This window comes from Nannocystis sp. (genome assembly GCF_016714285.1).
Classification (GTDB): Bacteria; Myxococcota_A; Polyangia; order Nannocystales; family Nannocystaceae; genus Nannocystis.
In genome coordinates this window covers 409,216-430,886 of the sequence record NZ_JADJNN010000038.1, presented here as the reverse complement: position 1 = coordinate 430,886, position 21,671 = coordinate 409,216, and the positions used below count along the sequence as shown (strand labels likewise).

At 70.8% G+C, this 21,671-nt stretch carries 19 protein-coding genes and 2 pseudogenes; 14 read left to right on the top strand and 7 right to left on the bottom strand.

What is annotated here, in order from left to right; translation table 11 throughout:
- The first annotated feature begins 30 nt into the window (after positions 1–30).
- The 4 genes and pseudogenes from IPJ59_RS38530 (at position 31) to IPJ59_RS38525 (ending at position 2,581) form a co-directional block, all read left to right on the top strand.
- Positions 31–617, top strand: a pseudogene (locus IPJ59_RS38530) (DinB family protein).
- Positions 618–677: 60 nt separating this feature from the next.
- Positions 678–1,436 carry a hypothetical protein gene (locus IPJ59_RS35365; protein ID WP_293275620.1) on the top strand — a complete coding sequence of 253 codons (759 nt, stop codon included), beginning with the start codon at positions 678–680 and terminating at the stop codon, positions 1,434–1,436.
- A gap of 42 nt (positions 1,437–1,478) precedes the next feature.
- Positions 1,479–1,877, top strand: a complete 399-nt coding sequence (locus IPJ59_RS35360) for a DUF6597 domain-containing transcriptional factor (RefSeq protein ID WP_366524761.1) — start codon at positions 1,479–1,481, stop codon at positions 1,875–1,877.
- Between the two features lie 377 nt (positions 1,878–2,254).
- Positions 2,255–2,581 carry a DUF1761 domain-containing protein gene (locus IPJ59_RS38525; RefSeq protein WP_366524755.1) on the top strand — a complete coding sequence of 109 codons (327 nt, stop codon included), beginning with the start codon at positions 2,255–2,257 and terminating at the stop codon, positions 2,579–2,581.
- A gap of 22 nt (positions 2,582–2,603) precedes the next feature.
- Here the strand turns inward: IPJ59_RS38525 and IPJ59_RS35350 are convergent, their stop codons facing one another.
- The 4 genes and pseudogenes from IPJ59_RS35350 to IPJ59_RS35340 all read right to left on the bottom strand — a co-directional run bounded on the left by IPJ59_RS35350 (position 2,604) and on the right by IPJ59_RS35340 (position 6,124).
- Positions 2,604–3,023 (bottom strand): hypothetical protein, encoded by a 420-nt coding sequence (locus IPJ59_RS35350; protein WP_293275617.1) that lies wholly within the window; start codon positions 3,021–3,023, stop codon positions 2,604–2,606.
- Positions 3,024–3,588: 565 nt separating this feature from the next.
- Positions 3,589–3,789: pseudogene (locus IPJ59_RS38520) on the bottom strand (hypothetical protein); the annotation flags it as partial.
- Positions 3,716–5,020, bottom strand: a complete 1,305-nt coding sequence (locus IPJ59_RS35345) for a WD40 repeat domain-containing protein (protein WP_293275616.1) — start codon at positions 5,018–5,020, stop codon at positions 3,716–3,718. The gene IPJ59_RS35345 and the pseudogene IPJ59_RS38520, both read right to left, overlap by 74 nt.
- A gap of 27 nt (positions 5,021–5,047) precedes the next feature.
- Positions 5,048–6,124 (bottom strand): toll/interleukin-1 receptor domain-containing protein, encoded by a 1,077-nt coding sequence (locus IPJ59_RS35340; RefSeq protein WP_293275615.1) that lies wholly within the window; start codon positions 6,122–6,124, stop codon positions 5,048–5,050.
- Between the two features lie 453 nt (positions 6,125–6,577).
- Between IPJ59_RS35340 and IPJ59_RS35335 the strand changes: the two genes are divergently transcribed.
- Positions 6,578–7,987, top strand: coding sequence for a DUF4215 domain-containing protein (locus IPJ59_RS35335; protein ID WP_293275614.1), 1,410 nt, complete (start codon positions 6,578–6,580; stop codon positions 7,985–7,987).
- 269 nt (positions 7,988–8,256) lie between these two features.
- Positions 8,257–8,817: a CAP domain-containing protein gene (locus IPJ59_RS35330; RefSeq protein WP_293275613.1), complete on the top strand. Its 561-nt coding sequence runs from the start codon at positions 8,257–8,259 to the stop codon at positions 8,815–8,817.
- Here IPJ59_RS35330 and IPJ59_RS35325 read toward each other — a convergent pair.
- Together IPJ59_RS35325 and IPJ59_RS35320 are read right to left on the bottom strand one after the other, a co-directional pair.
- Complete coding sequence (locus IPJ59_RS35325) at positions 8,766–9,719, bottom strand: hypothetical protein (protein WP_293275612.1); 954 nt, start codon at positions 9,717–9,719, stop codon at positions 8,766–8,768. The genes IPJ59_RS35330 and IPJ59_RS35325 overlap by 52 nt on opposite strands.
- 345 nt (positions 9,720–10,064) lie before the next feature.
- A complete protein-coding gene (locus tag IPJ59_RS35320; RefSeq protein ID WP_293275611.1) occupies positions 10,065–11,006 on the bottom strand; it encodes a hypothetical protein in 942 nt (313 codons plus the stop codon).
- 138 nt (positions 11,007–11,144) lie between these two features.
- On the opposite strand from IPJ59_RS35320, the gene IPJ59_RS35315 reads away from it, so the two are divergent.
- The gene (locus IPJ59_RS35315) at positions 11,145–11,924 is read left to right on the top strand and encodes an NAD(P)-binding protein (protein ID WP_293275610.1); all 780 of its coding nucleotides are present in this window, start codon (positions 11,145–11,147) and stop codon (positions 11,922–11,924) included.
- Here IPJ59_RS35315 and IPJ59_RS35310 read toward each other — a convergent pair.
- Complete coding sequence (locus tag IPJ59_RS35310) at positions 11,870–12,244, bottom strand: hypothetical protein (RefSeq protein WP_293275609.1); 375 nt, start codon at positions 12,242–12,244, stop codon at positions 11,870–11,872. The genes IPJ59_RS35315 and IPJ59_RS35310 overlap by 55 nt on opposite strands.
- Before the next feature lie 37 nt (positions 12,245–12,281).
- On the opposite strand from IPJ59_RS35310, the gene IPJ59_RS35305 reads away from it, so the two are divergent.
- The 7 genes from IPJ59_RS35305 (at position 12,282) to IPJ59_RS35275 (ending at position 21,671) form a co-directional block, all read left to right on the top strand.
- Entirely contained in the window at positions 12,282–13,025 is a 744-nt protein-coding gene (locus tag IPJ59_RS35305) for a hypothetical protein (protein WP_293275608.1), read from the top strand.
- A gap of 445 nt (positions 13,026–13,470) precedes the next feature.
- The gene (locus tag IPJ59_RS35300) at positions 13,471–13,842 is read left to right on the top strand and encodes a hypothetical protein (RefSeq protein ID WP_293275607.1); all 372 of its coding nucleotides are present in this window, start codon (positions 13,471–13,473) and stop codon (positions 13,840–13,842) included.
- Positions 13,843–13,871: 29 nt separating this feature from the next.
- Entirely contained in the window at positions 13,872–15,368 is a 1,497-nt protein-coding gene (locus IPJ59_RS35295; RefSeq protein ID WP_293275606.1) for a c-type cytochrome, read from the top strand.
- A 172-nt stretch (positions 15,369–15,540) separates the two neighbouring features.
- Positions 15,541–18,465, top strand: coding sequence for an MYXO-CTERM sorting domain-containing protein (locus tag IPJ59_RS35290; protein ID WP_293275605.1), 2,925 nt, complete (start codon positions 15,541–15,543; stop codon positions 18,463–18,465).
- A gap of 296 nt (positions 18,466–18,761) precedes the next feature.
- Positions 18,762–20,162 (top strand): DUF4215 domain-containing protein, encoded by a 1,401-nt coding sequence (locus IPJ59_RS35285; protein ID WP_293275604.1) that lies wholly within the window; start codon positions 18,762–18,764, stop codon positions 20,160–20,162.
- A 109-nt stretch (positions 20,163–20,271) separates the two neighbouring features.
- On the top strand, positions 20,272–21,126 hold the full coding sequence (locus tag IPJ59_RS35280; RefSeq protein ID WP_293247148.1) for an SIR2 family protein: 855 nt from the start codon (positions 20,272–20,274) through the stop codon (positions 21,124–21,126).
- Positions 21,123–21,671, top strand: a complete 549-nt coding sequence (locus tag IPJ59_RS35275) for a non-canonical purine NTP pyrophosphatase (protein ID WP_293247145.1) — start codon at positions 21,123–21,125, stop codon at positions 21,669–21,671. The genes IPJ59_RS35280 and IPJ59_RS35275 overlap by 4 nt, the downstream gene beginning before the upstream one ends.

Here is a 21,671-nt window from a genome sequence, read left to right as displayed (position 1 = left end):
CGGCGTGCCCCGCCAACCTATGGTCCCGGCATGCGATCCCCCCTCGCCCATCACCTCGCCACGATGGCCTACAACAACGCCTGGTCCAACCACCGCCTGCTGACCAGCTGCGCCGCCTCTCGCAGGCCGAGTTCCTCGCCCCGCGAACCAGCTTCTTCCCGTCGATCAAGGCCACCCTCAACCATAACGTCACCGTCGACTGGTACTACGTCGACGCGCTCGAGCGCGGCCTCCGGGGCGCCAGTCAACCCGGCCGCACGCGCCTACTTCGACCCCGAGGAGCCCTTCAGCGACTGCGCCACACTGGCCGGCGCGCAGCAGGCCGTCGACCACCGCCTGGTCGCCCTCTGTAGCGAGCTGCGCGACGACCTGCTGGATCGCGAGAGGTCGCCGTCCTGCGCCGCACGGGCGTGCAGCACGAGCCCGCGACCCGCCTGCTGGCCCACCTGTTCCAGCATCAGATCCACCACCGCGGCCAGGTCCACGCGATGCTCGCGGGCAGCTCGGTCGCGCCGCCGCAGCTCGACGAGTTCTTCTGCGCCAACGAGGCCGAGCTGCGCACCGCGGAGCTGGCCGAGCTCGGCTACAGCGAGGCGGAGATCTGGGAAAACCCCTGATAGCCCCGCGCGAGCGCCCCGCTTGCCCCGATCCGCCACAAACGCTACGGTCCATTCCCCGTGCTCAGCGACCTGCCGAACCACGCATATTATCGGGCCTGCGAGGGCCGCTGGCGCTGCGACTTCGACTTCGCCATCACCGACCCGGCGGCCTTCCGCGCCGCCCCGCTGGCGTGGATCGATCGCCAGCGGATCGAATCGGTGGTCAACTGGGCCCGCTGGGCCGGCCCCTTTCACTTTATCACCACCGTCGAATGCAAGCCCCACGGCGAGGTCCTCCACACCACCCGCCTGCGTAAATTCGGGATCTCCTTCCTCCACAGCGCGGAGACCATCACCCTCGACCCCAACGGCCGCGACTTCACCCTGCGCGGCAGCCAGCGCTACTGGCCGACCGGACTCTGGCATTCACGCAGCATCACCGGCCACGGCCAGGTCGACGAGACCGCCACGCGCGCGACCTACGAGTTCACGGTGGTTCCGGCACGCGCATGCAGCAGAGCACCCTCCGGCACGAGCACGGCGTCGACATCGTGCAGCACTCGCCGTTCTCCGCGGCACCCAGCAGCTGCGCCGCGCGGGCGCCCCGCCGGGCGGCCGCGGCCCGCGCTGAGGCTCGCCGCGAAAGCCGATATGCTCCGCGCATGCTCGTCCCCGCGCGCCCGCCGCCCGGTCGTCGTCTACCACGACGGCCTGACCTGCTTCACCGGCTGGGCCCCGCGCGACCCGGTGTCGCGCTGCGTCGACCTGATCTGGCTGACGCGGGGGCCGTGCAGCACCCGGGCGAGAAGGTGCTGCCCAACGGCGTCATCGAGCTGATCGTCAACCTCCGGGCCCCGCACCGGGTCATCGACCCCGGCGATCCCACCCGCCACGCGCTACCACGCCAGCTGGATCGCCGGCATGCAGCGGTCCTTCCTCGTCATCGCCGGCGAGCAGGACACCGACCTCGTCGGCATCCGCTTCCGCCCGGGTGGCGCCCACGCGCTGCTGCGCCGCCCGCTCTGCGAATTCACCGACCTCGTCGTCGAGCTCGCCCAGGTCGACCCCGGCCTCGCGCTCGAGCTGCACGAGCGCCTGCTCGCGGCGCCCTGGGGCCTCGCGCGGGTGGAGGCCGTCGAGGCCCTGCTGCTGCGACGCCTCGACCTCGCCGGCCGCGACCCGCGGATCGAGGCGTGGGCCCTGCGCCTCGCCGCGGCCCCGGCGACGTCAGCGTCGCCGGCTTCGCCCGCGGCCTCGGCGTGTCGCAGAAGCACCTGATCCACCTGTGCAAGCAGCAGGTCGGGCTGGCCCCCAAGCTGCTGTCCCGTGTGCTGCGCTTCCCACGGCGTCATCCAGGCGCTGCAGCGGGCCGGCCCCGCGCTGGGCCGATCTGGCCCACGACTTGGCTACAGCGATCAGGCCCACCTGATCGCCGAGTTTCACGCCTTCGCCGGCGACACGCCCTCCGGCTACTGGCGCGCCCGCTCCCGATCCGGAATCATCTGTTTGTGTCCGGGTAAAATTCTCCAAGCACGCCCGCGCCGCGCCGCGCTAGGACAGCCGCGAGGTACCCATGGATCTCGCAACGGCCCCGACCCAGATCGACCACTTCGCAGTCGTCACGGCCGCGGTCCGAGCTTCTTCGTCGGCGGCCTGTGGTACTCGCCGGCCCTGTTCGCGAGACCGTGGCTGCAAGATTGCCGGCTCCGCGAGACCGACCTGGTCGGCGCCGGGCCGGTGTTCGCCGGCGCCTTCGCCTGCGCAATGCTCGAGGCCCTCGTCCTGACGATGTTCGTCGACCCCCACGCGGACGTGGTCGCGGGCGCAGTCGCCGGCCTGCTGATCGGGCTGGCTGGGTCGCCCCGGCGCTCACCACCACCTTTCTGTTCGAGCGCCGACCACGTCGACTGCTGGCGATCGACGCCGGCTATCACGTCGTGACATTCACGCTCATGGGCGCGATCCTCGGCGCCTGGCCCTGAGACTTCAGTCGCAGGCCGGCCGTCATCGCGACTCGACAACCTGACCGTCGTCGAGCCGATACGGAGAATGGTCGAGGACAAACCGTTGAAGCGACGCCGATCCACGCGATTCGGCGCGGAGGCGGAGGGTCTGCAGTGTGCCTTCCGAGCGCATAACGACGAGTGTGCCGGAATCGGAGGCGTCGCCCGGTATCCACTCGAGCGCCATCGGCATGTTCGTTGTGGTGCCGATCACCTCTGATTGCTGAATCAGCGATCGCGACGCCAGTTCGAACACGCGGAGGACGCGGTCGTGGTCGATGGTGACGATCAACCGGTCGCCCATTGCGAAGCGGACCGCCTCGAGGGAATAGCCCTCTTCTCCCGTGATATCGAACCCGGGCATCTCCTCGATCGCAGTCTTGTTGGAGCGGTGCTCCGTCGGTCGGTCGAGCGTCGCCACGACCCGGCCATCGGCGGCGGCGATGATGCGGGACCACGCCGTCGTTGCCGGCGACGGCGATCCACGTGGAGTCACTCGCGAAGGACATGGCCTTCACGGTTGCAAAGTCGGCGCCCGAAGCCAGCCGGGGAGCGCCGCCTGCCGCGTCGGACAGCCGGAGCGCCGCTCCAGTGGCAACCGCGAGCGAACGCCCGTCGGGCGAGAATTCCGCCGGCATGATGGACGAAAAGTCGGGATCACGGACGACCTTCGACACGCCGGGATCGAACCGACCATCCGCCGTGATGCCGAGGAACTCGATCGCCCCTGTGGTCAAGTGCGCTGCCCTGGACCCGTCGCTAGTGCTGATCACGCGATCCCTCCGGGAGCAGTTCGGAGCGCGATGCCAGCACGTCCCCGTCCGCGCATTGACCAGGACGACAACCCCGGCGGCCGTGAGCAGCACCTGGTCGGTGGTGCCGCGGAACGCCCAGGGGCACGGGAACTCCACACGACCGACATCCTCGAGGCTGGCGGCCAGGTCGAATTCGCCGACGATCGTCGCATCGGCAAGGTTCCATATCCGGAGCTTCCCGTCGTTGGCGCCAGTCGCGAGCAACGTGCCGTCCGCAGACGCCGCCCCGCAAACGTAGTGGCCGGGGTGGACGGCATGAGCGACGGACCGCCCCTCGAGCGTGGACCAGACGGTGAGCTCACGCTGTGGCGCTTGGCTCCCGCCGACGAACCGCGAGCCGACGTGGACGAGCCGGCGGCTGCCCCGCGGCAAGGATGAACAGTGGGGGCGCCGTCGTAATGAGACCGTCCTGCGGAAAGCTCGACATCAGGCGCGCTTCGACGTTGAACTCGGCATCCATCGCCGCCGCGCGCCAGTCCCAGGCGAGGGCCACACCATCCCGCCCGGACGACAGCAGCAGCCTGGAATCTGGCGAGAACGTGATGGCGCGAATGTCGGCGGCGTGGGCATCGAGATGGCGGACGCGCCCCGGCTCGGCCGCCTCGACCACCTTGATGTGGCGGCGCCCCGACACAAAGGCCGCGGCCGACCCGTCCGGTGCCAGCGCCGCTGCGCGACTGTCGAACGGGGCGCTGTAGTCCTGAACCAGGATCTCCCGACCCTCGGGCAGTGCCACCAGGTGGCCGCCCACGAGCAGGCGTGAGGCGTCAGCCGAGAGGCCCACGTCGTGTGCAAGACGATCTCGCGGCACGAACGGCGCCATCGCTGTGAGCGAGCCGGTCCCCGGATCGGCCCGGACGACGTGGGCCCCCGTGCTGAGAAACACCGCGAAATTGTCCCCACGGGCGTCAAACGCGGGCGTGGGGACACGTGGACCTGCGAGCGCACCGGGCAACGTCAGCGAGGCGATTTGCGAGGCATCCACGAGAGAACGCAGCGACAGGGCGAGTTGCTTGCCGTCGCCGATCACGTTGCTCACCAACCATCGGCGACCATCCGGCAGCGGATCCACGCCGACATTGAGCGCGTCCGCTCCGGCAAGCGAAAGCGAGGCGACCAAAGCCACGGAGGCCGCCGTGGAGGTATCCCACAGCTCGAGAACGACGGGCTCCGGGCGTTCGCCGCGCAAGACGATCAACCGGTCCGATCCGGGGCGAAGATCAGGCGATGGACGACCGTCGCCAGCGGCACCGGGATACCGGTCGCCACGATGCGGCCGTCCTCGCCAACCCGCCACACCACCACACGCCTGCCACGTGCGAGCTGCGACACTCCGGCCGTCCGGACTGATGACAGCCCATTGCACAGGATCGAAGTCCTCGTCGGGAACCGGCACCTTCAGCTCCACTGCGCGCGGCTCAGACGCGAGCACGTGATATGTCAACACTGCTTGATTTGCCGCACCGCGGGTCAGGCGAATCCAGCGCGAAGCATCCGCCGAGAGCGCCGACGGCAAGTCGTCACGGCCGGGCGCCGCCTGGGCCGCGGCGAGTAGGCGGCCGGTGGCGAGGTCGAACGCCGAATGCAAGTTGTTCTCGGTCACCGTGATCATCCGAACGTCCGTCCGGGCTCAACCGCGTCGCCATGACGTCCCCGGTGTGGTGAACGGCGGCGGCTTGATCGCCACCGCCGTGTCGAGGGTGGCGCCGAGGTTGATAGCGAGGCCGAGCCGCGGGGCGGCCGCGGGCGCGGCCGAGAGCGCCGTGATCGCTGGCATCGCAGTGCCAGCCGTTTGATAGGCCTCGGCGAGTAGAGGCAGCGCCCGGATAGGATAGTGGTCCAACAAGAGCTGCCGCCCCTGCGCTTCGTAGAAGCGGGACAGGCGGTCGATCGCCTCCCGTTCTTTGGCCTTGGCGAGTTCGCCCTGGCGCGTCGCCTCGGCGGCATTGTCCCTGGCCAGGTCCCGCTGGACGGCCGCCTCGTGCGCGCTCAGCTCGGCCCGGCTCTGCTGCACGCGGGCGTATATCGCCAGAGCGGACATGGCGAGCGCGACGCCGAGGACAACCGCCGTCAACGCCGTGAGGCGACGAGCACGGCGTTCCCCCTCGCGCCTCCGCAGGTCGTCGTACGGAACCCCAAGAATCGCGGCCATCAGGCGCAGGACCGCAGTACGACGGATCTGGGAACGACGGCCCGCGCCCGGGCGAACATCGGCGGCCAGCGGCTCGACATCCTCGACGCGCTCCCCCACCGCACCCGCCGCTGGATCCACGATCGCGCGACGGATCTGACACAACGCGCGGGGGAACGAGTCTCGGGGCTCACCCTCGACCAGCAATGCGAGGATGCGATCGTGTCGGCCGAGCTCGCGGAACAGCTCGACCTCCCGGTTGACCCACACGCTCGCGGGCGTACGCGGCGAGCACACGACGACGAGAAAGCGCGATTGCTCGAGCGCGGATCGGATCTCGGCGCTGAGGTCAGCCGAAGCGGAGAGCTCCTCCTCGTCGCGGAAGACGCGACCGATGCGCCGAGGCAGCTCGCGGGCCCGGCCGAGGGCGCGTGGGACTTGGTAGGCCTCGAGCGCCCGGTGCAACCACCGCGCCCAGCGTCGGTCCGGCTCGACGTGGCGGTACGAGATGAAGGCCGCGTAGCGATGGGGCGGTTCGACCCGCGCTGCGGGCGACGATGGGCTTGCCCCGGACATCGCGCCGAGTATAGCCGCGCCCGATATCCACGTAAACGCGCGCCCCTGGCGCCCCGCATGATCTCCCGGTGATCACGGGCCGCGAGTATCTTCATCTCACCTCGCACCGACCGACAATCCACAAAACCTGAAACCGCCGACGTGCACGGCGGAAACTCGAAGTCGGTCGGAGCGAGGTCATATTCCAGGCCACTGTACAGATACTCTCGAGCGCGAATTCAGGGTCCGGAGGCGAGCCGTAGGCGGCCTCGGCGCCCCCACTTGCCCACCTGGGGCGATACAGGTCGGCTCGCTCGAGGAGGCGACCCTCGTCGACCTGGGCCAGCTCGACTGCGGCCGATCCCGCGCGGCGACGAGGGACCCGCGGCTCCGGGTCCCGGGGGGGCCTGTAGAGAATCGATCAAGCCGCCGCTTTTTGCTTGTATCGGCGGATGGTCGGAGCACGCTGGTCCCATGCTGCAACGTCGCGGTGTCATCGTATTCGTGTGGTCCCTCGGGTGTACCCCGGACGAGATCGCCGAGCCGTCGACGACCACCGGCGACGAGACGACCGGCGGGACGACCGGCGACGCGACCTCGGACGTGCCGACCTCGAGTGAGACGGGCGTGGCGAGCACGGAGGGATCTACCAGCGCGGCGGCGGAGAGCTCGAGCGGCGGCGAGACGACCAGCTTCAAGCCGCTCTGCGGCGACGGGATGGTCCAGGGCGACGAGGTGTGCGACGACGGCAACCTCGTGTCGGAGGACGGGTGCTTTGACGGCATACCGGGGCCGGTGACCGAGTGGTGCGTGTCGTTCGACGGGCAGGCGCACGCCGACGACCGGGCGTACGGGGTCGCCACGGCGGCGGACGGCGGCGTGTACGTGGTGGGGTCGGACGAGGACGCGATGAAGCTCGAGGACATCGCGGTGCGCAGGCTCGCCCCCGATGGCGCGCTGGTGTGGGAGCGGATCGTCGCGGGGCCCATGGGTAAGGATGACAGCGCATACGGGGTGGCGGCGGTCGCCGACGGAGCGGTGGTCGTCGGGTCTATGGATAACGACGGTACGGTGGTCGCCTGGGCGCGTCGCTACGACGACGCGGGCGGGGTGGTGTGGACATTCGAAGAAGCGGGGCCGCCCGGGCCGGGCGGCCTCAACGACCTCGAGGTCATCGGAGACGCCGTATACGTGGTGGGCGTCCAGATCGGCGCATCACAGCTGCTCCAGGCGGTGGTGCGCCGGCTCGACGCGACCACCGGGGCCGAGGTCTGGCAGAAGGCGTACGACAACGGGATGTCGGCGACGGCGAACGCGACGGCGCTCGACGGCGACGATCTGATCGTGGCGGGCAGTCAGGGCGCAGGCGGGATATCCCTCGCGGCGACGGTCCAGCGCTGGACCGCGGACGGGACGCTGGTCTCGACCTGGACGTGGTCCGCGCCCGAGGGCGACGGCACGATCGGACGCGCCGTGGGAGCGCTGGACGACGGGACGCTGGTGCTGGCGGCCAGCACGTACGAGATGGGTTCAGACAACTCGACCTGGTACCTCGTCGGATTTGCCAAAGACGGGACGATCGCGTGGCAGCGACACGTCGCGGATTCGTGGCAGACAGCGCACGCGTGGGGGATCGCGGCCGACGGGGCGCAGTTCTTCGCGGCGGGCGGCGGGTACTCGCCGAACACCGTGTACGCGGGCCTGCTCGCGCGTGTCGCCGCGGACGGCACGGACACGCTGCTGACGGCCATCAGCGGCGGCGCGGAGTCCAGCACATTCAATGATGTGGCGGTGTACGCGGACGGCCTCGCGGTCGCGGCCGCGGGCTCGCGCTACAACGCGGCAGTGAACCTCGATCAGTGGGTCTGCAAGGTCGTGCCCTGAGACCCGCGCGCTCCGGCGTCGCGCAGGGCCCGGGCCCGCTGGACGCGGCGGGGTCACGCGTGAGGACTGCTTGCCGCGGGGTCGTCTCGCGTGCGACGCTGCGGCGCATGTGTTCTCACGGCGCCTGGTTTGTGCTGTTCGTCGCTGCGCTGGCCGGGTGTGGCGGCGAGCAGGGGGACTCGGACAATGATGGATCTGGGACGGGGGGCGACGCGTCCGCGAGCGGGCCCACGAGCGACGGGCCGAACGGCGACGCCGAGCCCGCGGCCATGGCCGGGATCACGAAGCTGCACAACGACGGCCGCGCGGCCGTCGATCCGCCGGCCGCGAGCCCGATCCCACCGCTGGTGTGGTCGGCCGAGGTCGCCGGCGTCGCGCAGGCCCACGCAGACAAGTGCGTATTCGAGCACAGCGGCGGGGATTACGGCGAGAACCTGTATGCCAGCACGGGCGACTCGAAGCCCGCGGATGTCGTGAGCTCATGGGTATCCGAGGTGGCGGACTACGATTATGCGTCGAATGGCTGCTCCGGCGTTTGTGGGCACTACACGCAGGTCGTGTGCGAACAGCCAGCGGCTCGGCTGCGGGGTGGCGAAGTGCAGCGAGAACTCGCCGTTCGGCGGAGCTGCGTGGGAGATCTGGGTCTGCAACTACGATCCGCCCGGGAACTGGGTCGGCGAGAAGCCATATTGATCGGGCGACGGCCTCAGCGGCGCCGAGAAGACGCAGATCATCAACTGGGCCTCCTGCGATACCCCGCAGTGACCGACGGACGGCTTCAGGGGCCGGCTGGCGCGGTCACCGCGACGAGCCGCGACGAGAAGCGATAGAGCAGCTCGAGGTCGCGGTCGACCGCGTTGACGTGCGACTCGAGCACGTCGAACATCCGCTCGCGGACGTCGAGCAGGCGCCGATCGTAGACGCCGCCGTCGCCAAACAGCAGCGATTCGGCCAGGCCCCGCTGCGCGACCGGCACCGCGTCGTGGAGGATGATCCGCCAATCCTCGAGGATCTCTTCGCGCGAGCTCGGGCCGCCGGATGCCGGCGACGTCGTCAACATGCGAAACACAAAGCTCGGGTAGAGCCCCTGCGGGTCCTCGCCGCGGGCGATCGGCGCCAACAGATTGCGCTCGTGCGGGAAGACCACGGCGCGTCGCTCCGGTATGAAGGCGGCGAGGCCCAGCGACGCGGCCGTCACGCCGCCGACGATGCCGAGCGCCGCCGGACCATCACCGCCGCCGCCGCGCAGCTCCCAGACCCCGCCGGCGGTCGCCGCCGCCGCGCCCATCAGGATCGAGGACACCGTGAGCGCGACCTCCCGCGACCGCTGACGGCGGTCGAGCTCCCGCAGCACCGAATCCATCTGGTTGCCGATGCACTGGGTGTGAAAGAGCAGCGACGCGACGTCGATCTCCAGCGACGAGAGCCGCATCACCAGGTGCAACTTCGCCGCGATCGCCAGGTCGCGCGTGCTGTCTCGCGAATCCAGGAGCGCCGACAACAGGGCGTCGACCTCGGCCGCGCGTGCGACACGGAGCACCTCGGGGGGCAGCTCGGTCAGCCGCACGGCGAGCTCCGGGCGCTCGACCGAAGCGATGCGCGGCGCATCCCGACGCTGGAACTGCAGGCACTCCTTCATCTCCTCGAGGTCGACCCGAACCGCGCCGCGCGGCGGCGTTGTCGGCAGGGTTGCGCGTGCCACCGGCGCACACGCGCCGGTCAGCAGCGCCATCGCCAGTAGCCATCGTCGTGATGCCGGGATGCTCCGCACGCCCGAAGGTACCGCACTTCCTCACGGCGCCGCGCCGAAGACCGCGCCGAGGCCGTAGGTCAGGGTCTTGGTGTTCCCCAGCTGACCGCGCGCTCCGGCGTCGCGCTCACCCCTGCCTGTCGCTCGCTCGGCCGAGGCGCAAGATGCTCGAGATCTCGACGACCGAAGCAGGTTGACGGCCGCTCCCAGGTTCACCACACAGCCTTCACCTGTGGACCATGGCCACGCCGGGTACTCGTCCTGCCAGCAAAATTCCCGCCTGAAACTCCATATTCCAGGCCACAGACTGGCCAAGCCAGTCGCTCATCAGCGCGGCGCCGCGACCCGCCCAAAGTACCGCAGCCGCATCCAGCCGTCGTACTCATAATCCACCAGCTCGAACACCAGCACCTCGGCCAGGCGAAACACCCGCGTATCCTCGGTGTGTAGATTGACGGAGAACTCCGTCGCCCGGTCCTTTCCCGGCGGCGTGAAGCTCCCGCGCAAGATCAGCGGCGAGCTCTGGCCTGCCATCACCGACTTGTGCCCGTGCCCGCTGAAGTGCAGGCGCGCCCCGTCCGGCAGCGTCACCGTCGCCCCGCGCCGGACCCGGACCGTCGCCAGCGGCCGGGCGATCGTGAATTCGCTGAGATTGAGCGAGCTCTGCGAGGCCCGCACCGCCGCCGCCTCGCCGCGCGCCCGCGCCAGCTCGCCCGGGTCCCACGAGACATCGACGCGATAAGTCCCGCGCGGCCACTTTGCGGCCAGCTCCGCGAAGGGCACCACATATCGCTGCTCCCCGCCGGCCGCCAGCGACTCGTCGGTGCCCGGCCAGTCCTTCACCGCGCAGCCCGCCAGGGCCTGGTCGCGCCCGTTCGGGCGGACCACGCGGAGGTCGAGGTAATGGCGCACCAGGCACGCCGGGTCGGCGAAGCGCGTCAGCGGCACCGCCTGGGTCGACGGGTTGCGCACCGTGATCGCCAGCGTCGGCGGCCCCGGCCCGACCTCGGGCGCGAGCACGAAGCTCACCGTCACCGCGACCGGCTGCGCCGGTGCTGCTGGCACGACCGGCGGGACCGGAGCTGCTGGCTCGACTGGCGGAACCTCGACTGGCGCCGCCTCGACCGGCGCCGTCGCTGGCGCCGCGGGCTGCGTCTCGACCACCACCGGCGTCGCCGTCACCGCCCCGGGCGCATGAACCACCGCCCCGCCCGCCGCGGGCCCGCGACATCCGACCAGCGCGACCGCCAGGACCGTCCCGCGCAGCATCTTCGCAGGCTATCACGCCAGCCTCGCCGCACGACCTGTCCCTCAGGACAGCCGACCCGGCGCGGCCGACGCACCTGAGCGCCCGCCTGGCCCCCTATACACGCCGGCTCGAAATCGAGCTACACTCCGGCACCCCTCATGACCGACCGACCTGTTTCCTCCGTCCCGCCGCGGCCGAGGTCGCGGCGAAGGATCGCCGTGCTCGGTGGCGGGCTCGGCTCGCTCGCTGCTGTCTACGCGCTGACCGACGCCCCCGACTGGCACGAGCGCTACGAGATCACCGTCTACCAGATCGGCTGGCGGCTCGGCGGCAAGGGCCGCAGCGGGCGCAACGTCAAGGCCAACCTGCGCAGCGAGGGCTTCGGCCACCACCTCTGGTGGGGCTGCTACGACAACGCCTTCGCCCTGATGCGCCGCTGCTACAAGGAGCTCGCGCGGCCCGCCGGCGCGCCGCTGGCCACCTTCCGCGAGGCCTTCCGGCCCAGCGAGACCCTGTTCTTCGGGACAGGTCAGGGCGATCAGTCGCGCCTGTGGCCGCTCACGCTCGGGCGCAACGACGCCAGCCCGGGCGAGGGCGCCGCGCCGCCGACCGTCTGGGAGTACGTCCGGATCTTGCTCCCCTGGGTGCTCGACTGCCTGCCGAGCCTCCACCCGCTCTACCCCAACTACGCCGCGATCGCCCCGCTGTGGCAGGACCAGGCCCGCAGCCTCCTGCCCGCGCTGCTGCGCCGCGCCCACAACCAGGGCGTCGTCGCCTTCGCCGCCTTCGACCCCGCCGCGCCCGACTACGACGCGCTCCTGCGCCAGGCCGGCACCACCGTCCCCGAGGGCCACCAGAGCTCGCGTCAGCGCCGGGCCTGGGCTCAGCCGCTGGTCGTCGGCGCCGAGCAGAGGCCAGCGCGCTCGAGTCGCCGGTGATCGCCGGCTTCTACGACATGCTGCTGGCCTACGGCGCCGGCGATCGCGAGCGCCCCGCCCTGGCCGCGGGCGCCGGCCTGCGCCTGCTGCTGCGGGTCCTGCTCGCGCACAAGGGCGCCCTCTACTACACGCCGCAGGCAGACCTCGGCGAGGCCGTGTTCGCCCCGCTCTACCAGGTCCTGCGCCGCCGCGGCGTCCGCTTCCGTTTCTTCCACAAGGTCAAGGAGCTGCGCGTCGACGACGAGCGCGTCGTCTCGATCCGCCTCGGTCGCCAGGTCGAGCTCGACCCCGGCGTCGACGAGTACGAGCCTCCTCGGCATCCCCGGCCCCGCGCTCCCGCGGATCTGCGGCGACCTCATGCGCAAGCTGCCGCGCTGGCAGGAGGCCCTCGAGCACGCCGACAGCTGCGCCACCCTCGGCGCCCAGCTGTGGCTCACCCCCACCTGGGCCCAGCTCGTTGGCCACGCGAGTGGCCACTCCGGCGGCCCGCGCCCCAGCGTCAGCGCCGGCACCCTGCCCGGCGTCAGCCTGCCGCGCTGGGCCGATCGCTCGAGCGTGCTCAGCCTCGAGGGCTGGCCGCGCGAGGCCCAGCCCGCCACCCTCGCCGCGCTCGACGGACCGCTGCGCGACCCCGGCGCACACGAGCCCGCGCCCTCGCGCGAGCTGCTGCGCGACACCATCGACACCTGGCTCAAGAGCCATCCTCGCCGCCTGTGGCCCGAGGCCTCGCTGGCCAGCTCGCGCGAGCTCAACTGGGAGCTGCTCCACGACACCGGCGGTCGCACCGGCGAGCACCGCCTCGCCGCCCAGCACACGTGGATGCTGACCAGCCCGAGCGACCGCCACACGCTCACGCCCCCGGGCGCCGCGCGTCACCGCCTGCGCCCCGACGACAGCGGCCTCGACAACCTCGTGCTCGCCGGCGACTGGCTCACCGGCGGCCTCGACCTCGGCGTCGCCGAGTCGGCCGTGATCGCCGGCCTGCAGGCGTCGCGGGCCCTGTGCGGCCATCCGCGGCAGATCCCCGGCGAGCGCGACGGTGTCGACCTCGACCAGGCCCCCGCGGACGCCTCGCAGTCGCTCCGCGTCGCGGTCGCCTGAAAGCACCAGCATTCGCACCGCGCGAATTCAGCCCGCCGCGCCGCGCTTGCGCCGCGAACCGCGATCGTGGTCTCGTGGTGCCTCGTGGCGCCTCACGGACCGAACATGCGGATCTCAGCTCGATGCCCTCGCCTCCTCGTGGGTGCCCTCGTCGCCGTCGCCTGGCTCGCGCAGTCGTTGCCGGTCGCCGCGGCTCCTGCCCCGCTGCCCGAGTGGGACGTGAAGAAGAAGCCCGCCCCGCTGCCGGATTGGGACGCCGCGACCAAGAAGCCCGAGCCGAGCAAGGGCAAGAAGCCGAAGGGCAAGAAGCCCGCAGCGACCCCGGAGCCCGCCCCCGAGCCCGCCCCCGAGCCCACCCCCGAGCCCACCCCCGAGCCCCACCCCCGAGCCTGTCGTCGCCCCGGCGCCCGAGCCCGCCGCGGCACCGCCCGAGCCGCCGCCACCCGTGGTCACCACGCCGCCCGAGCCCGAACCAGCGCCCGCCGCCTCGCCGCGAGACCTCGAGCGACACAAGCAGGCCGAGCGACGCGCCCGCGGCGAGGTCATCACCGGCGGCGTCCTGATGGGGGTCGGTGTCGCGGGCCTCGGGGCGATGACCGCCGGCGTCCTGACGAAGGCCAACGCCAAAGCCGACAAGCTCGACCGCGCCAACACGATCGTCGCCGCCGGTGCGATCGCCGGCTTCTCCGGCCTGGTCCTCGGCGTCGCGCTGCTGGTCGACGGCCTGCGCGACCGCAAGGCCACACGTTCTGCCAGCACTGCCCGCGTCCGCGTCGCCCCGACCCTCGGCGGCCTGGTCCTCAGCGGTCGCTTCTGATCCGCATTCATTGCTAAGGTCCTCGCAGCATGGCCCCCACCCTGATCCTCGGCCTCCTGTTCCTGGTCGTCGGCTTCGCGGCCGTGTTCTTGATGTTCCACCTGTGGGGTTATCCCTTCGACAAGGCCACGCGCACGAGCGCCGCCCCGCGCTCGCTGATGCTGCTGCACCGCGGCCTCGGCTACCTCTACCTCGCCCTCTATCTGGTGATGATGTGGAAGATGGTCCCGCGCCTGTGGGAGTACCAGGTCGAGCTGCCGCCGCGCTCGGTCGTCCACATGCTGCTCGCGATCACCATCGGCGTGCTGCTGCTGGTGAAGATCTCGATCCTCCGCTTCTTTCGTCACCTCGAGGAGTGGATGCCCGTGCTCGGCGCCCTCCTGCTCGCCTGCACGATCCTCCTGTCCGCCCTGTCGATGCCGTTCGCCTTCCGCGAGCTGAGCCTCGCCAATTCGGCCGGCGGCGCCGGGGTCTACAGCGCCGAGAACCTCGAGCGCGTCGCCAAGCTCCTGCCCCAGGCCGAGCTCCCGCCCGAGGTCAAGCTGGGCGAGCTCGCCACCCCCGCGGCCCTCACCGCCGGCCGCGAGGTGCTCGCCAGCAAGTGCGTCGTCTGCCACGACCTCAAGACCATCCTCAGCCAGCCCCGCAGCCCCGCCGGCTGGTGGAGCACCGTCGAGCGCATGGCCAGCAAGCCGAGCTTCGCCGAGCCCCTCGAGGACCGCGAGCTCCACGTCGTCACCGCCTACCTCATCGCCATCTCCAGCGACCTCCAGAAGTCCGTCAAGGAGCGCCGCAAGGAGGAGGACAAGCGCAAGGTCGCCGTCGCCGACATCAAGCAGGACATCAAGGGCGTGGTCAACAGCGACGACAGCGGCAGCGGCGACCTCCCGCCCTTCGACGACGCCGTCGCCACCAGGACCTACGAGGCCCTCTGCTCGCAGTGCCACGACCTCGCCGACGTCGAGGCCAAGCCCCCGAAGACCTCCGAGGACGTCAAGAACGTCATCATCCGCATGCTCTCCGAGAACGGCATGGAGGCCAGCAAGGAGCAGCTCGACCTCGTGTATCTCCACATGGTCAAGAAGTTCGCCGGCGGCAAGGTGCTGGTCGCCAAGCCAGCGCCGAAGCCCGCCCCCGTCGAGCCCGCGCCCGAGCCCGCGCCCACCGAGCCCAGCGAGCCCGCGCCCACGCCCGCCGACAAACCAGCCAAGCCCGCCGACAAACCAGCCAAGCCCGCCGACAAGCCCGACAAGCCCGCCAAGCCCGACCCGAAGATCGACGGCAAGCCGCTCTACGAGAAGTCCTGCAAGGCCTGCCACGCCCTCGACGGCAAGGGCAGCCCGGCGATGAAGGCCAGCAACATCCCCGACTTCACCGACCCCGCCTGGCAGAAGGGCCACGGCAAGGCCAAGGTCGTCGCCGCGATCACCAACGGCGTCTATGGCACCAAGATGAAGGCCTTCGACGACAAGCTCTCCGCCGACGAGATCGCCGCCGTCGCCGCCCACGTCAAGAAGCTCAAGTAGCTCGCCTCGCCCTCCCGTCGCACCGCTCTCCCAGCTCACCGCCCGCCCGTCGCACGCCTCCCGTCTCACCGTCGGAGCTGCCAACCGCGAGCCCGGCGCGAGTGCGTAAAGCCGCTGTGCAGCCATTCGCTGCGCACTTGACGGTGGCCCTGGAACCGCGTACGGCAGTAATGTGCGCTTTGCCAGGAACCCAATCCTTCTCGGCAGCCACGCCCTCGGGCTGGCCGCTCTCCTCCTCAGCGACACCGCCACGGCCTTCGCGCCGCGGCCAGCGAGCGTCGGCGGGCCCGCCGTCCACGGCCTCGAGCGCGCCGACCACGGCCGCGTCCGGACCCAGCGCGCCGTCGCCTGGAACCAGACCCCGGCCCACGCCCTGCGCCCGCACGCCGCCCTCGCCGCGGCGATCGCCGCCACGGACACGATCTGGGATAGTGACAGTGACGTCCCCCTGCGCATCTGGGGCGCCGGCACGCCCGCGCCCGGCAGCGTCGCCGACCCGGCGATCGCCGCCCGCCACGCCCGCGAGCTCCTGAGCCAGCACCTCGCCCTGCTCGCCCCCGGCAGCCGCGTCGACGACTTCATCCTCGCCAGCAACGACCTCAGCGCCGGTGTCCGCAGCGTCGGCTTCCGCCAGCAGCACCGCGGCCGCCCGGTCCTCGGCGGCCAGCTCAGCTTCCGCTTCAAGGCCGACCGCCTCGTCATGATCGGCTCCGAGGCGCTCCCCCGCGTCGCCGCTGCGCTCACCGATGCGCCCGTCGACCCCGCCACCGCCCGCGCCCGCGCGCTCGCCTGGGTCCGCGCCGACGCGGCCGCCAGCGCAACCGTCACCGCCGTCGACGGCCCCTTCATCCTCCCGCTGATCGCCGGCCGCCACCGCAGCGACCGCGAGGTCCTGCGCGTCCAGGTCGCCGCCGAGCGCCCGCTCGGCCGCTTCGACGTCTACGTCGACGCCGCCACCGGCGAGCCCGTCGCCCGCGAGCAGACCCTGCGCTTCGCCACCGGCACCCTCAAGTTCGACGTCCCGAAGCGCGGCCCGCAGGGCGAGCGCGCCGACCTGCCCGCGCCGCGGCTCAAGATCTTCATCGCCGACGTCCCCGGCGTCACCGACGCCGACGGCGTCCTGACGATCGCCGACGGCATGGACGCGGTGGTCGCGACCGGAGTCCTCGGCGAGCTCGTCAGCATCAGCAACCAGGCCGGCATGAACACCAAGACCGACCTCGTCCTCGAGCCCGGCGGCGTCGCCGTGTGGAGCGCGGCCAAGGACGAGCTGCAGGACGCCCAGCTGGCCTCGTACATCCACGCCGCCCGGGTGAAGGAGTACGTGCGGGGCATCGCCCCCGACTTCGCCTACCTCGACCAGAACCTCGCGGTGCGCGTCAACATCAACGACGTGTGCAACGCCTTCTCCGAGGGCGACGCGATCAACTTCTTCGCCGCCGGCATGGGCTGCGAGAACACCGGGCGGATCGCCGACATCGTCTATCACGAGTTTGGCCACTCGGTGCATCAGCAGGGCCTCATCCCCGGCGTCGGCGCCTTCGAGGGCGCGCTCTCCGAGGGCATCAGCGACTACCTCAGCGCCACCATCACCGACGACTCCGGCCTCGGCCGCGGCTTCTTCGTCGACGCCCCGAGCGGCCCGCTGCGCGAGCTAAACCCCCAGGGCCAGGAGGCGCGCTGGCCCGAGGACATCGAGCCCGACCCGCACGCGACCGGCCTCATCATCGCCGGCACCCTCTGGGACCTGCGCGCTGACCTGCGCGACAAGCTCGGCCCCGCCGAGGGCACCGCCCTCACCGACAAGATCTGGTTCGAGTCGATCCGCCGCGCCGTCGACATCCCGAGCATGTACCCCGAGGCCCTGGTGGTCGACGACGACGACGGCGACCTCAGCAACGGCACCCCCAACGAGTGCGAGATCAACCGGGCCTTCTACGCCCACGGCCTGCTCGGCCCCGCCGACATCGGCGCCACCGTGACCCTCGCCGCCGCCACGCCCGCGGGCATCCCCGTCACCCTCGCCATCGGCGGCCAGCCCAAGGCCTGCGTCGACCTCGTGCCGACGAGCGCCGTCCTGCGCTGGCGGCTGTTCGGCAACCCCGACGTCAAGGAGGTCGCTATGGACCTCGCCGACCAGAAGTTCACCGCCCTCCTCCCGACCGCGGCCGCCGACACCGTGACCGAGTACCAGGTCGTCGCCGAGCTCAGCGACGCGACCACTGTCAGTTTCCCGATCAACCTCGCCGACCCCTGGTATCAGCTGTATCAGGGCGAGGTCACCCCGCTCTACTGCAGCGGCTTCGAGGGCCCCGCCGACGGCGACGGCTGGGAGATCAAGGGTGGCTTCGAGCAGGGCCCCCCGGGCGGCCAAGGCGGCGATCCCAAGGCCGCCTACGCCGGCAGCGAGGTCTTCGGCATCAACCTCGCCGGCACCTACAAGCCCAAGTCCAGCAGCACCCTCACCAGCCCGCCCATCAAGACCCAGGGCTTCAAGAAGGTCCGCCTGCAGTATCGCCGCTGGCTCGGCGTCGAGGACGCCCACTTCGACCAGGCCACGATCCTCGTCAACGGCCTGGCCGCGTGGCGCAACCTCGACAGCAACATGGGCGACGCCAGCAACATGCAGCACCGCGACCTCGAGTGGCGCTTCCACGACATCGACATCACCCCCGGCATCGTCGACGGCGCGGTCCAGGTCGCCTACCAGCTCCGCTCCGACGAGGGCCTCGAGCTCGCCGGCTGGAACGTCGACGAGTTCTGCGTCGTCGGCGTCAACCCGCTCGCACAGTCCAGCTGCGGCGACGGCAAGCAGGACCCCGGCGAGGCCTGCGACGACGGCAACCAGCAGCCCGGCGACGGCTGCGACGCCACCTGCAACAGCGAGGGCGAGGACCCGCCCACCACCGGCGAGCCGACCTCCGGCGCCAGCGACAGCAGCAGCGGCGAAGTCGGCGACGACGGCGACGGTGGCCAGCTCGACGACGACGGCTGCAGCTGCCGCAGCGACGACGACGCCCCGCCGATCGCCGCTCTCGGCCTCGGCCTGCTCGTCCTCGCGTTCCGCCGCCGCCCGCGGGCTACCTCGCGCGCCTGAGGCTCAAACCCCGCACATTCGCTCGTCGCACAACGGTCGCTATGAGGCCCTCTGCGAGGAGGTCACGCCCTGCAAGCGACGACATGATCGCAGGCGAAGCACGCCGCAGCGCGCACGCTCGATGCCAGCGCCGCGCCTCGCTCGCAACGCTTGCGGCGCACGGCCCCTTCGGGTCTCATGGCGGCATGAAAATTCGCATGCAATGGGTGGGGTTGTCGGGTGCTTTGGCTGTGATGCTCGCGGGCTGTAGCGACGACGGGGGCGGGTCGACCAGCACCATTTCGTCCACGTTCCCGATGACGACGGACATCTCGACGACGGGCTCGCCGACCAGCGACTCGACGACCGACACCCCGACCACCGACACGCCGACCACCGACGTGTCAGCCACGACCGACACCCCGACCACCGACCCGTCGTCCACCTCGACGGCCGACCCGGTCTGCGGCGACAGCGTGGTCGACGACGGCGAGGAGTGTGACGACGGCAACGCTGACGACACCGACGCCTGCACCAGCACCTGCAAGAACCCCACCTGCGGCGACGGCTTCATCCTGGCCGGCGGCGAGGAGTGCGACGACGGGGCCGGCAACGCCGACGACCAGGCCTGCACGTCCATGTGCAAGACCGCGATCTGCGGCGACAGCCTCGTGGGACCCGGCGAGGCCTGCGACGACGGCAACCAGGTCGACGACGACGACTGCAGCAACACCTGCGCCTCCGCGGCCTGCGGCGACGGCATCAAGCAGGCGCCCGAGGAGTGCGACGACGGCAACATGGACGACACCGACGCGTGCCTGTCCACCTGCCTCGCCGCGAAGTGCGGCGACATGGCCGTCCAGGCCGGCACCGAGGACTGCGACGACGGCAACATGGTCGACACCGATATGTGCACGTCGACGTGCAAGAACGCGGTGTGCGGCGACACCTTCGTCCAGATGGGCGTCGAGGACTGCGACGACGGCAACATGGTCGACACCGACAAGTGCACGGCGATGTGCAAGACCGCCAAGTGCGGCGACGCGGTGGTTCAGATGGGCGTCGACGAGTGCGACGACGGCAACATGGTCGAGACCGACGCCTGCCTCAAGACCTGCAAGAACGCCAAGTGCGGCGACGGCCTGGTCCAGATGGGCGTCGACGAGTGCGACGACGCCAACATGGTCAACACCGACGCCTGCCTCAACACCTGCAAGAAGGCCAAGTGCGGCGACATGGTGGTCCAGATGGGCGTCGAGGACTGCGACGACGGCAACATGGTCGACAACGACGGCTGCAGCAACACCTGCAAGTCGCTCAAGAAGACCTTCACCGGCATGTTCAACACGGGTCAGGACGCCGAGGCCCTGTGCCCGGCGTGGAACACCTTCCGCACGACGCTGACCGGGCCGTACACCAAGATCACCATGAACGGCAGCAACGACATGGTCGGCAAGGTGTGCATGGGGGCCGCCGCGGACACGATCTGCCAGAACCTCAAGAACGGCCTCGTGTCGAACACCGTCTGCGGCGGCGACACCTGGCGGATCGGGAACTGCGGCAACGGCGTCGAGATCACCACCACCGCGGGCATCTGCCAGTGCAACGTCGGCCACACCGTCCGTCCGTGCATCCAGCCGAACAACCCGAACTGGGGCGGCATGAACTCGGCCACCTGCAACGGTCCGAGCCAGACGATGAACGTCACCTGCGAGTAGCCCCGAGGCGCCGCGGACGGGCCACCGGGTGGCCCGTCGCCGCGGCCCATCCGCAGCAAGCAAACGTGTAGGTCCCGCGCACGGGGGTCCGCTATAGTCGCGGCTCCTCATGCCCGTACTCACGCTCGCAGAGGCCGTCCCTCGCCTCCGAACGGCCCACGCAGAAGGCCGCCTGATCCCCTTCCTGGGCGCAGGCTTCTCCGCGCCGCTGGGGCTGCCGCTGTGGAGCGAGCTCATGGGATGGATGGGCACGTCGCTCGGCTACGAGCCGGCGCTGTTCGAGCTCCACGGCCTCTCCTCCCAGCTCGCGGGGTTCTTCGCGCTCGAGCACGACGGCGGCCTGCCCTGGTTCATCGCCCGCATGCGCGAGAGGTTCCACGACGAGGTCGCGGACGAGCGGCGGCGACGGTCGCTGCAGCACCAGGCGCTCGCGCGCTGCGGCTTTCGCACGATCTACACCACGAACTTCGAGCGCCACATCGAGGGCGCCCTGACGGACGCCGGCAAGCGGGCCGTCACCCTCGCCCGCCTCGCCGACTTCATGCGACCGGTCGACCCGAGCGCCTGTCAGGTGATCAAATTCCACGGCGACCTCGAGTTCCCCGAGACCGTCGTGCTCACCGAGGCGCACTACTTCGACCGCTTTCGCCTTGAGGCCGCCCCCGATCAGCGCCTGCGCTCGGACATGCTCGGCAACGTCTTCCTGTTTCTCGGCTATAGCTTTAGCGACGTCAACATTCGCTATATCTGGTATCGCATGAACCAGATGCGCCGCGAGCGTCAGCCGCAGCAGCAGGCCGTCGCCCCGGAGTTTCGCTGCTACTGGGCGACCTTCGGCGCCGGCCTGGTCCAGCCCCGGCTGTTGGAAGATTGGCACATCGACGTCATCGCGCTCGACCCCAGCGACAAGACCCGCAGCGTCGCCCAGCTGCTGGGCGCGCTCCAGCCGGGAGATCCGCGATGATCCTCTATTTCAGCTCCTCCAACGAGCGCAAGCACGAGGACCTCGCCCGGTTCTTCCACGACAGCCCGCACCCGCCGAAGTCGCTGCGCCAGACCGTGCCCGAGCTGTTATCGTATGACCTCGAGGAGATCGTCCGGGAGAAGGCCATGGCCGCCTACCGACGCGTCGCAGCGCCGCTCTTCGTCGAGCACGGCGGGCTCTACGTCGACGCCCTGGGCGGCCTGCCCGGGCCGCTGGCGCGGCTCTTCTGCGAGCGCCTCACCCTGGTCGAATTCTGCAACCTGATCGGCCCCGGCGCCTCCCGCCGGGCCGAGGTCCGCCAGCTGGTGTGTCTGTGCGACGGCAAGTCCCTGCGACTGTTTGAGGGCAACATTCGCGGCACGATCGCTGCGGCGCCACGCGGCGACGGAGGCATCCACTGGGCTCCACTCTTCATCCCGGACGGCGCGACCGAGACGATGGGCGAGATGCCACACGAGCGACGCCTCGCCGCATACGGCGATCCTGGCGCATTCGGCAAGCTCCGCCGCGCGCTGGGGCTCTGA

Excerpts from the sequence above, each read along its gene's own strand:
- IPJ59_RS35275 (WP_293247145.1), top strand. The coding sequence starts at position 21,123 with ATGATCCTCTATTTCAGCTCCTCCAACGAGCGCAAGCACGAGGACCTC.
- IPJ59_RS35295 (WP_293275606.1), top strand. The coding sequence starts at position 13,872 with ATGGCCCCCACCCTGATCCTCGGCCTCCTGTTCCTGGTCGTCGGCTTC.
- IPJ59_RS35280 (WP_293247148.1), top strand. The coding sequence starts at position 20,272 with ATGCCCGTACTCACGCTCGCAGAGGCCGTCCCTCGCCTCCGAACGGCC.
- IPJ59_RS35335 (WP_293275614.1), top strand. The coding sequence starts at position 6,578 with ATGCTGCAACGTCGCGGTGTCATCGTATTCGTGTGGTCCCTCGGGTGT.
- IPJ59_RS35285 (WP_293275604.1), top strand. The coding sequence starts at position 18,762 with ATGACGACGGACATCTCGACGACGGGCTCGCCGACCAGCGACTCGACG.
- IPJ59_RS35310 (WP_293275609.1), bottom strand. The coding sequence starts at position 12,244 with ATGCCGAGGAGGCTCGTACTCGTCGACGCCGGGGTCGAGCTCGACCTG.
- IPJ59_RS35315 (WP_293275610.1), top strand. The coding sequence starts at position 11,145 with ATGACCGACCGACCTGTTTCCTCCGTCCCGCCGCGGCCGAGGTCGCGG.
- IPJ59_RS35330 (WP_293275613.1), top strand. The coding sequence starts at position 8,257 with ATGGCCGGGATCACGAAGCTGCACAACGACGGCCGCGCGGCCGTCGAT.
- IPJ59_RS35305 (WP_293275608.1), top strand. The coding sequence starts at position 12,282 with ATGCGCAAGCTGCCGCGCTGGCAGGAGGCCCTCGAGCACGCCGACAGC.
- IPJ59_RS35325 (WP_293275612.1), bottom strand. The coding sequence starts at position 9,719 with ATGGCGCTGCTGACCGGCGCGTGTGCGCCGGTGGCACGCGCAACCCTG.
- IPJ59_RS35340 (WP_293275615.1), bottom strand. The coding sequence starts at position 6,124 with ATGTCCGGGGCAAGCCCATCGTCGCCCGCAGCGCGGGTCGAACCGCCC.
- IPJ59_RS35320 (WP_293275611.1), bottom strand. The coding sequence starts at position 11,006 with ATGCTGCGCGGGACGGTCCTGGCGGTCGCGCTGGTCGGATGTCGCGGG.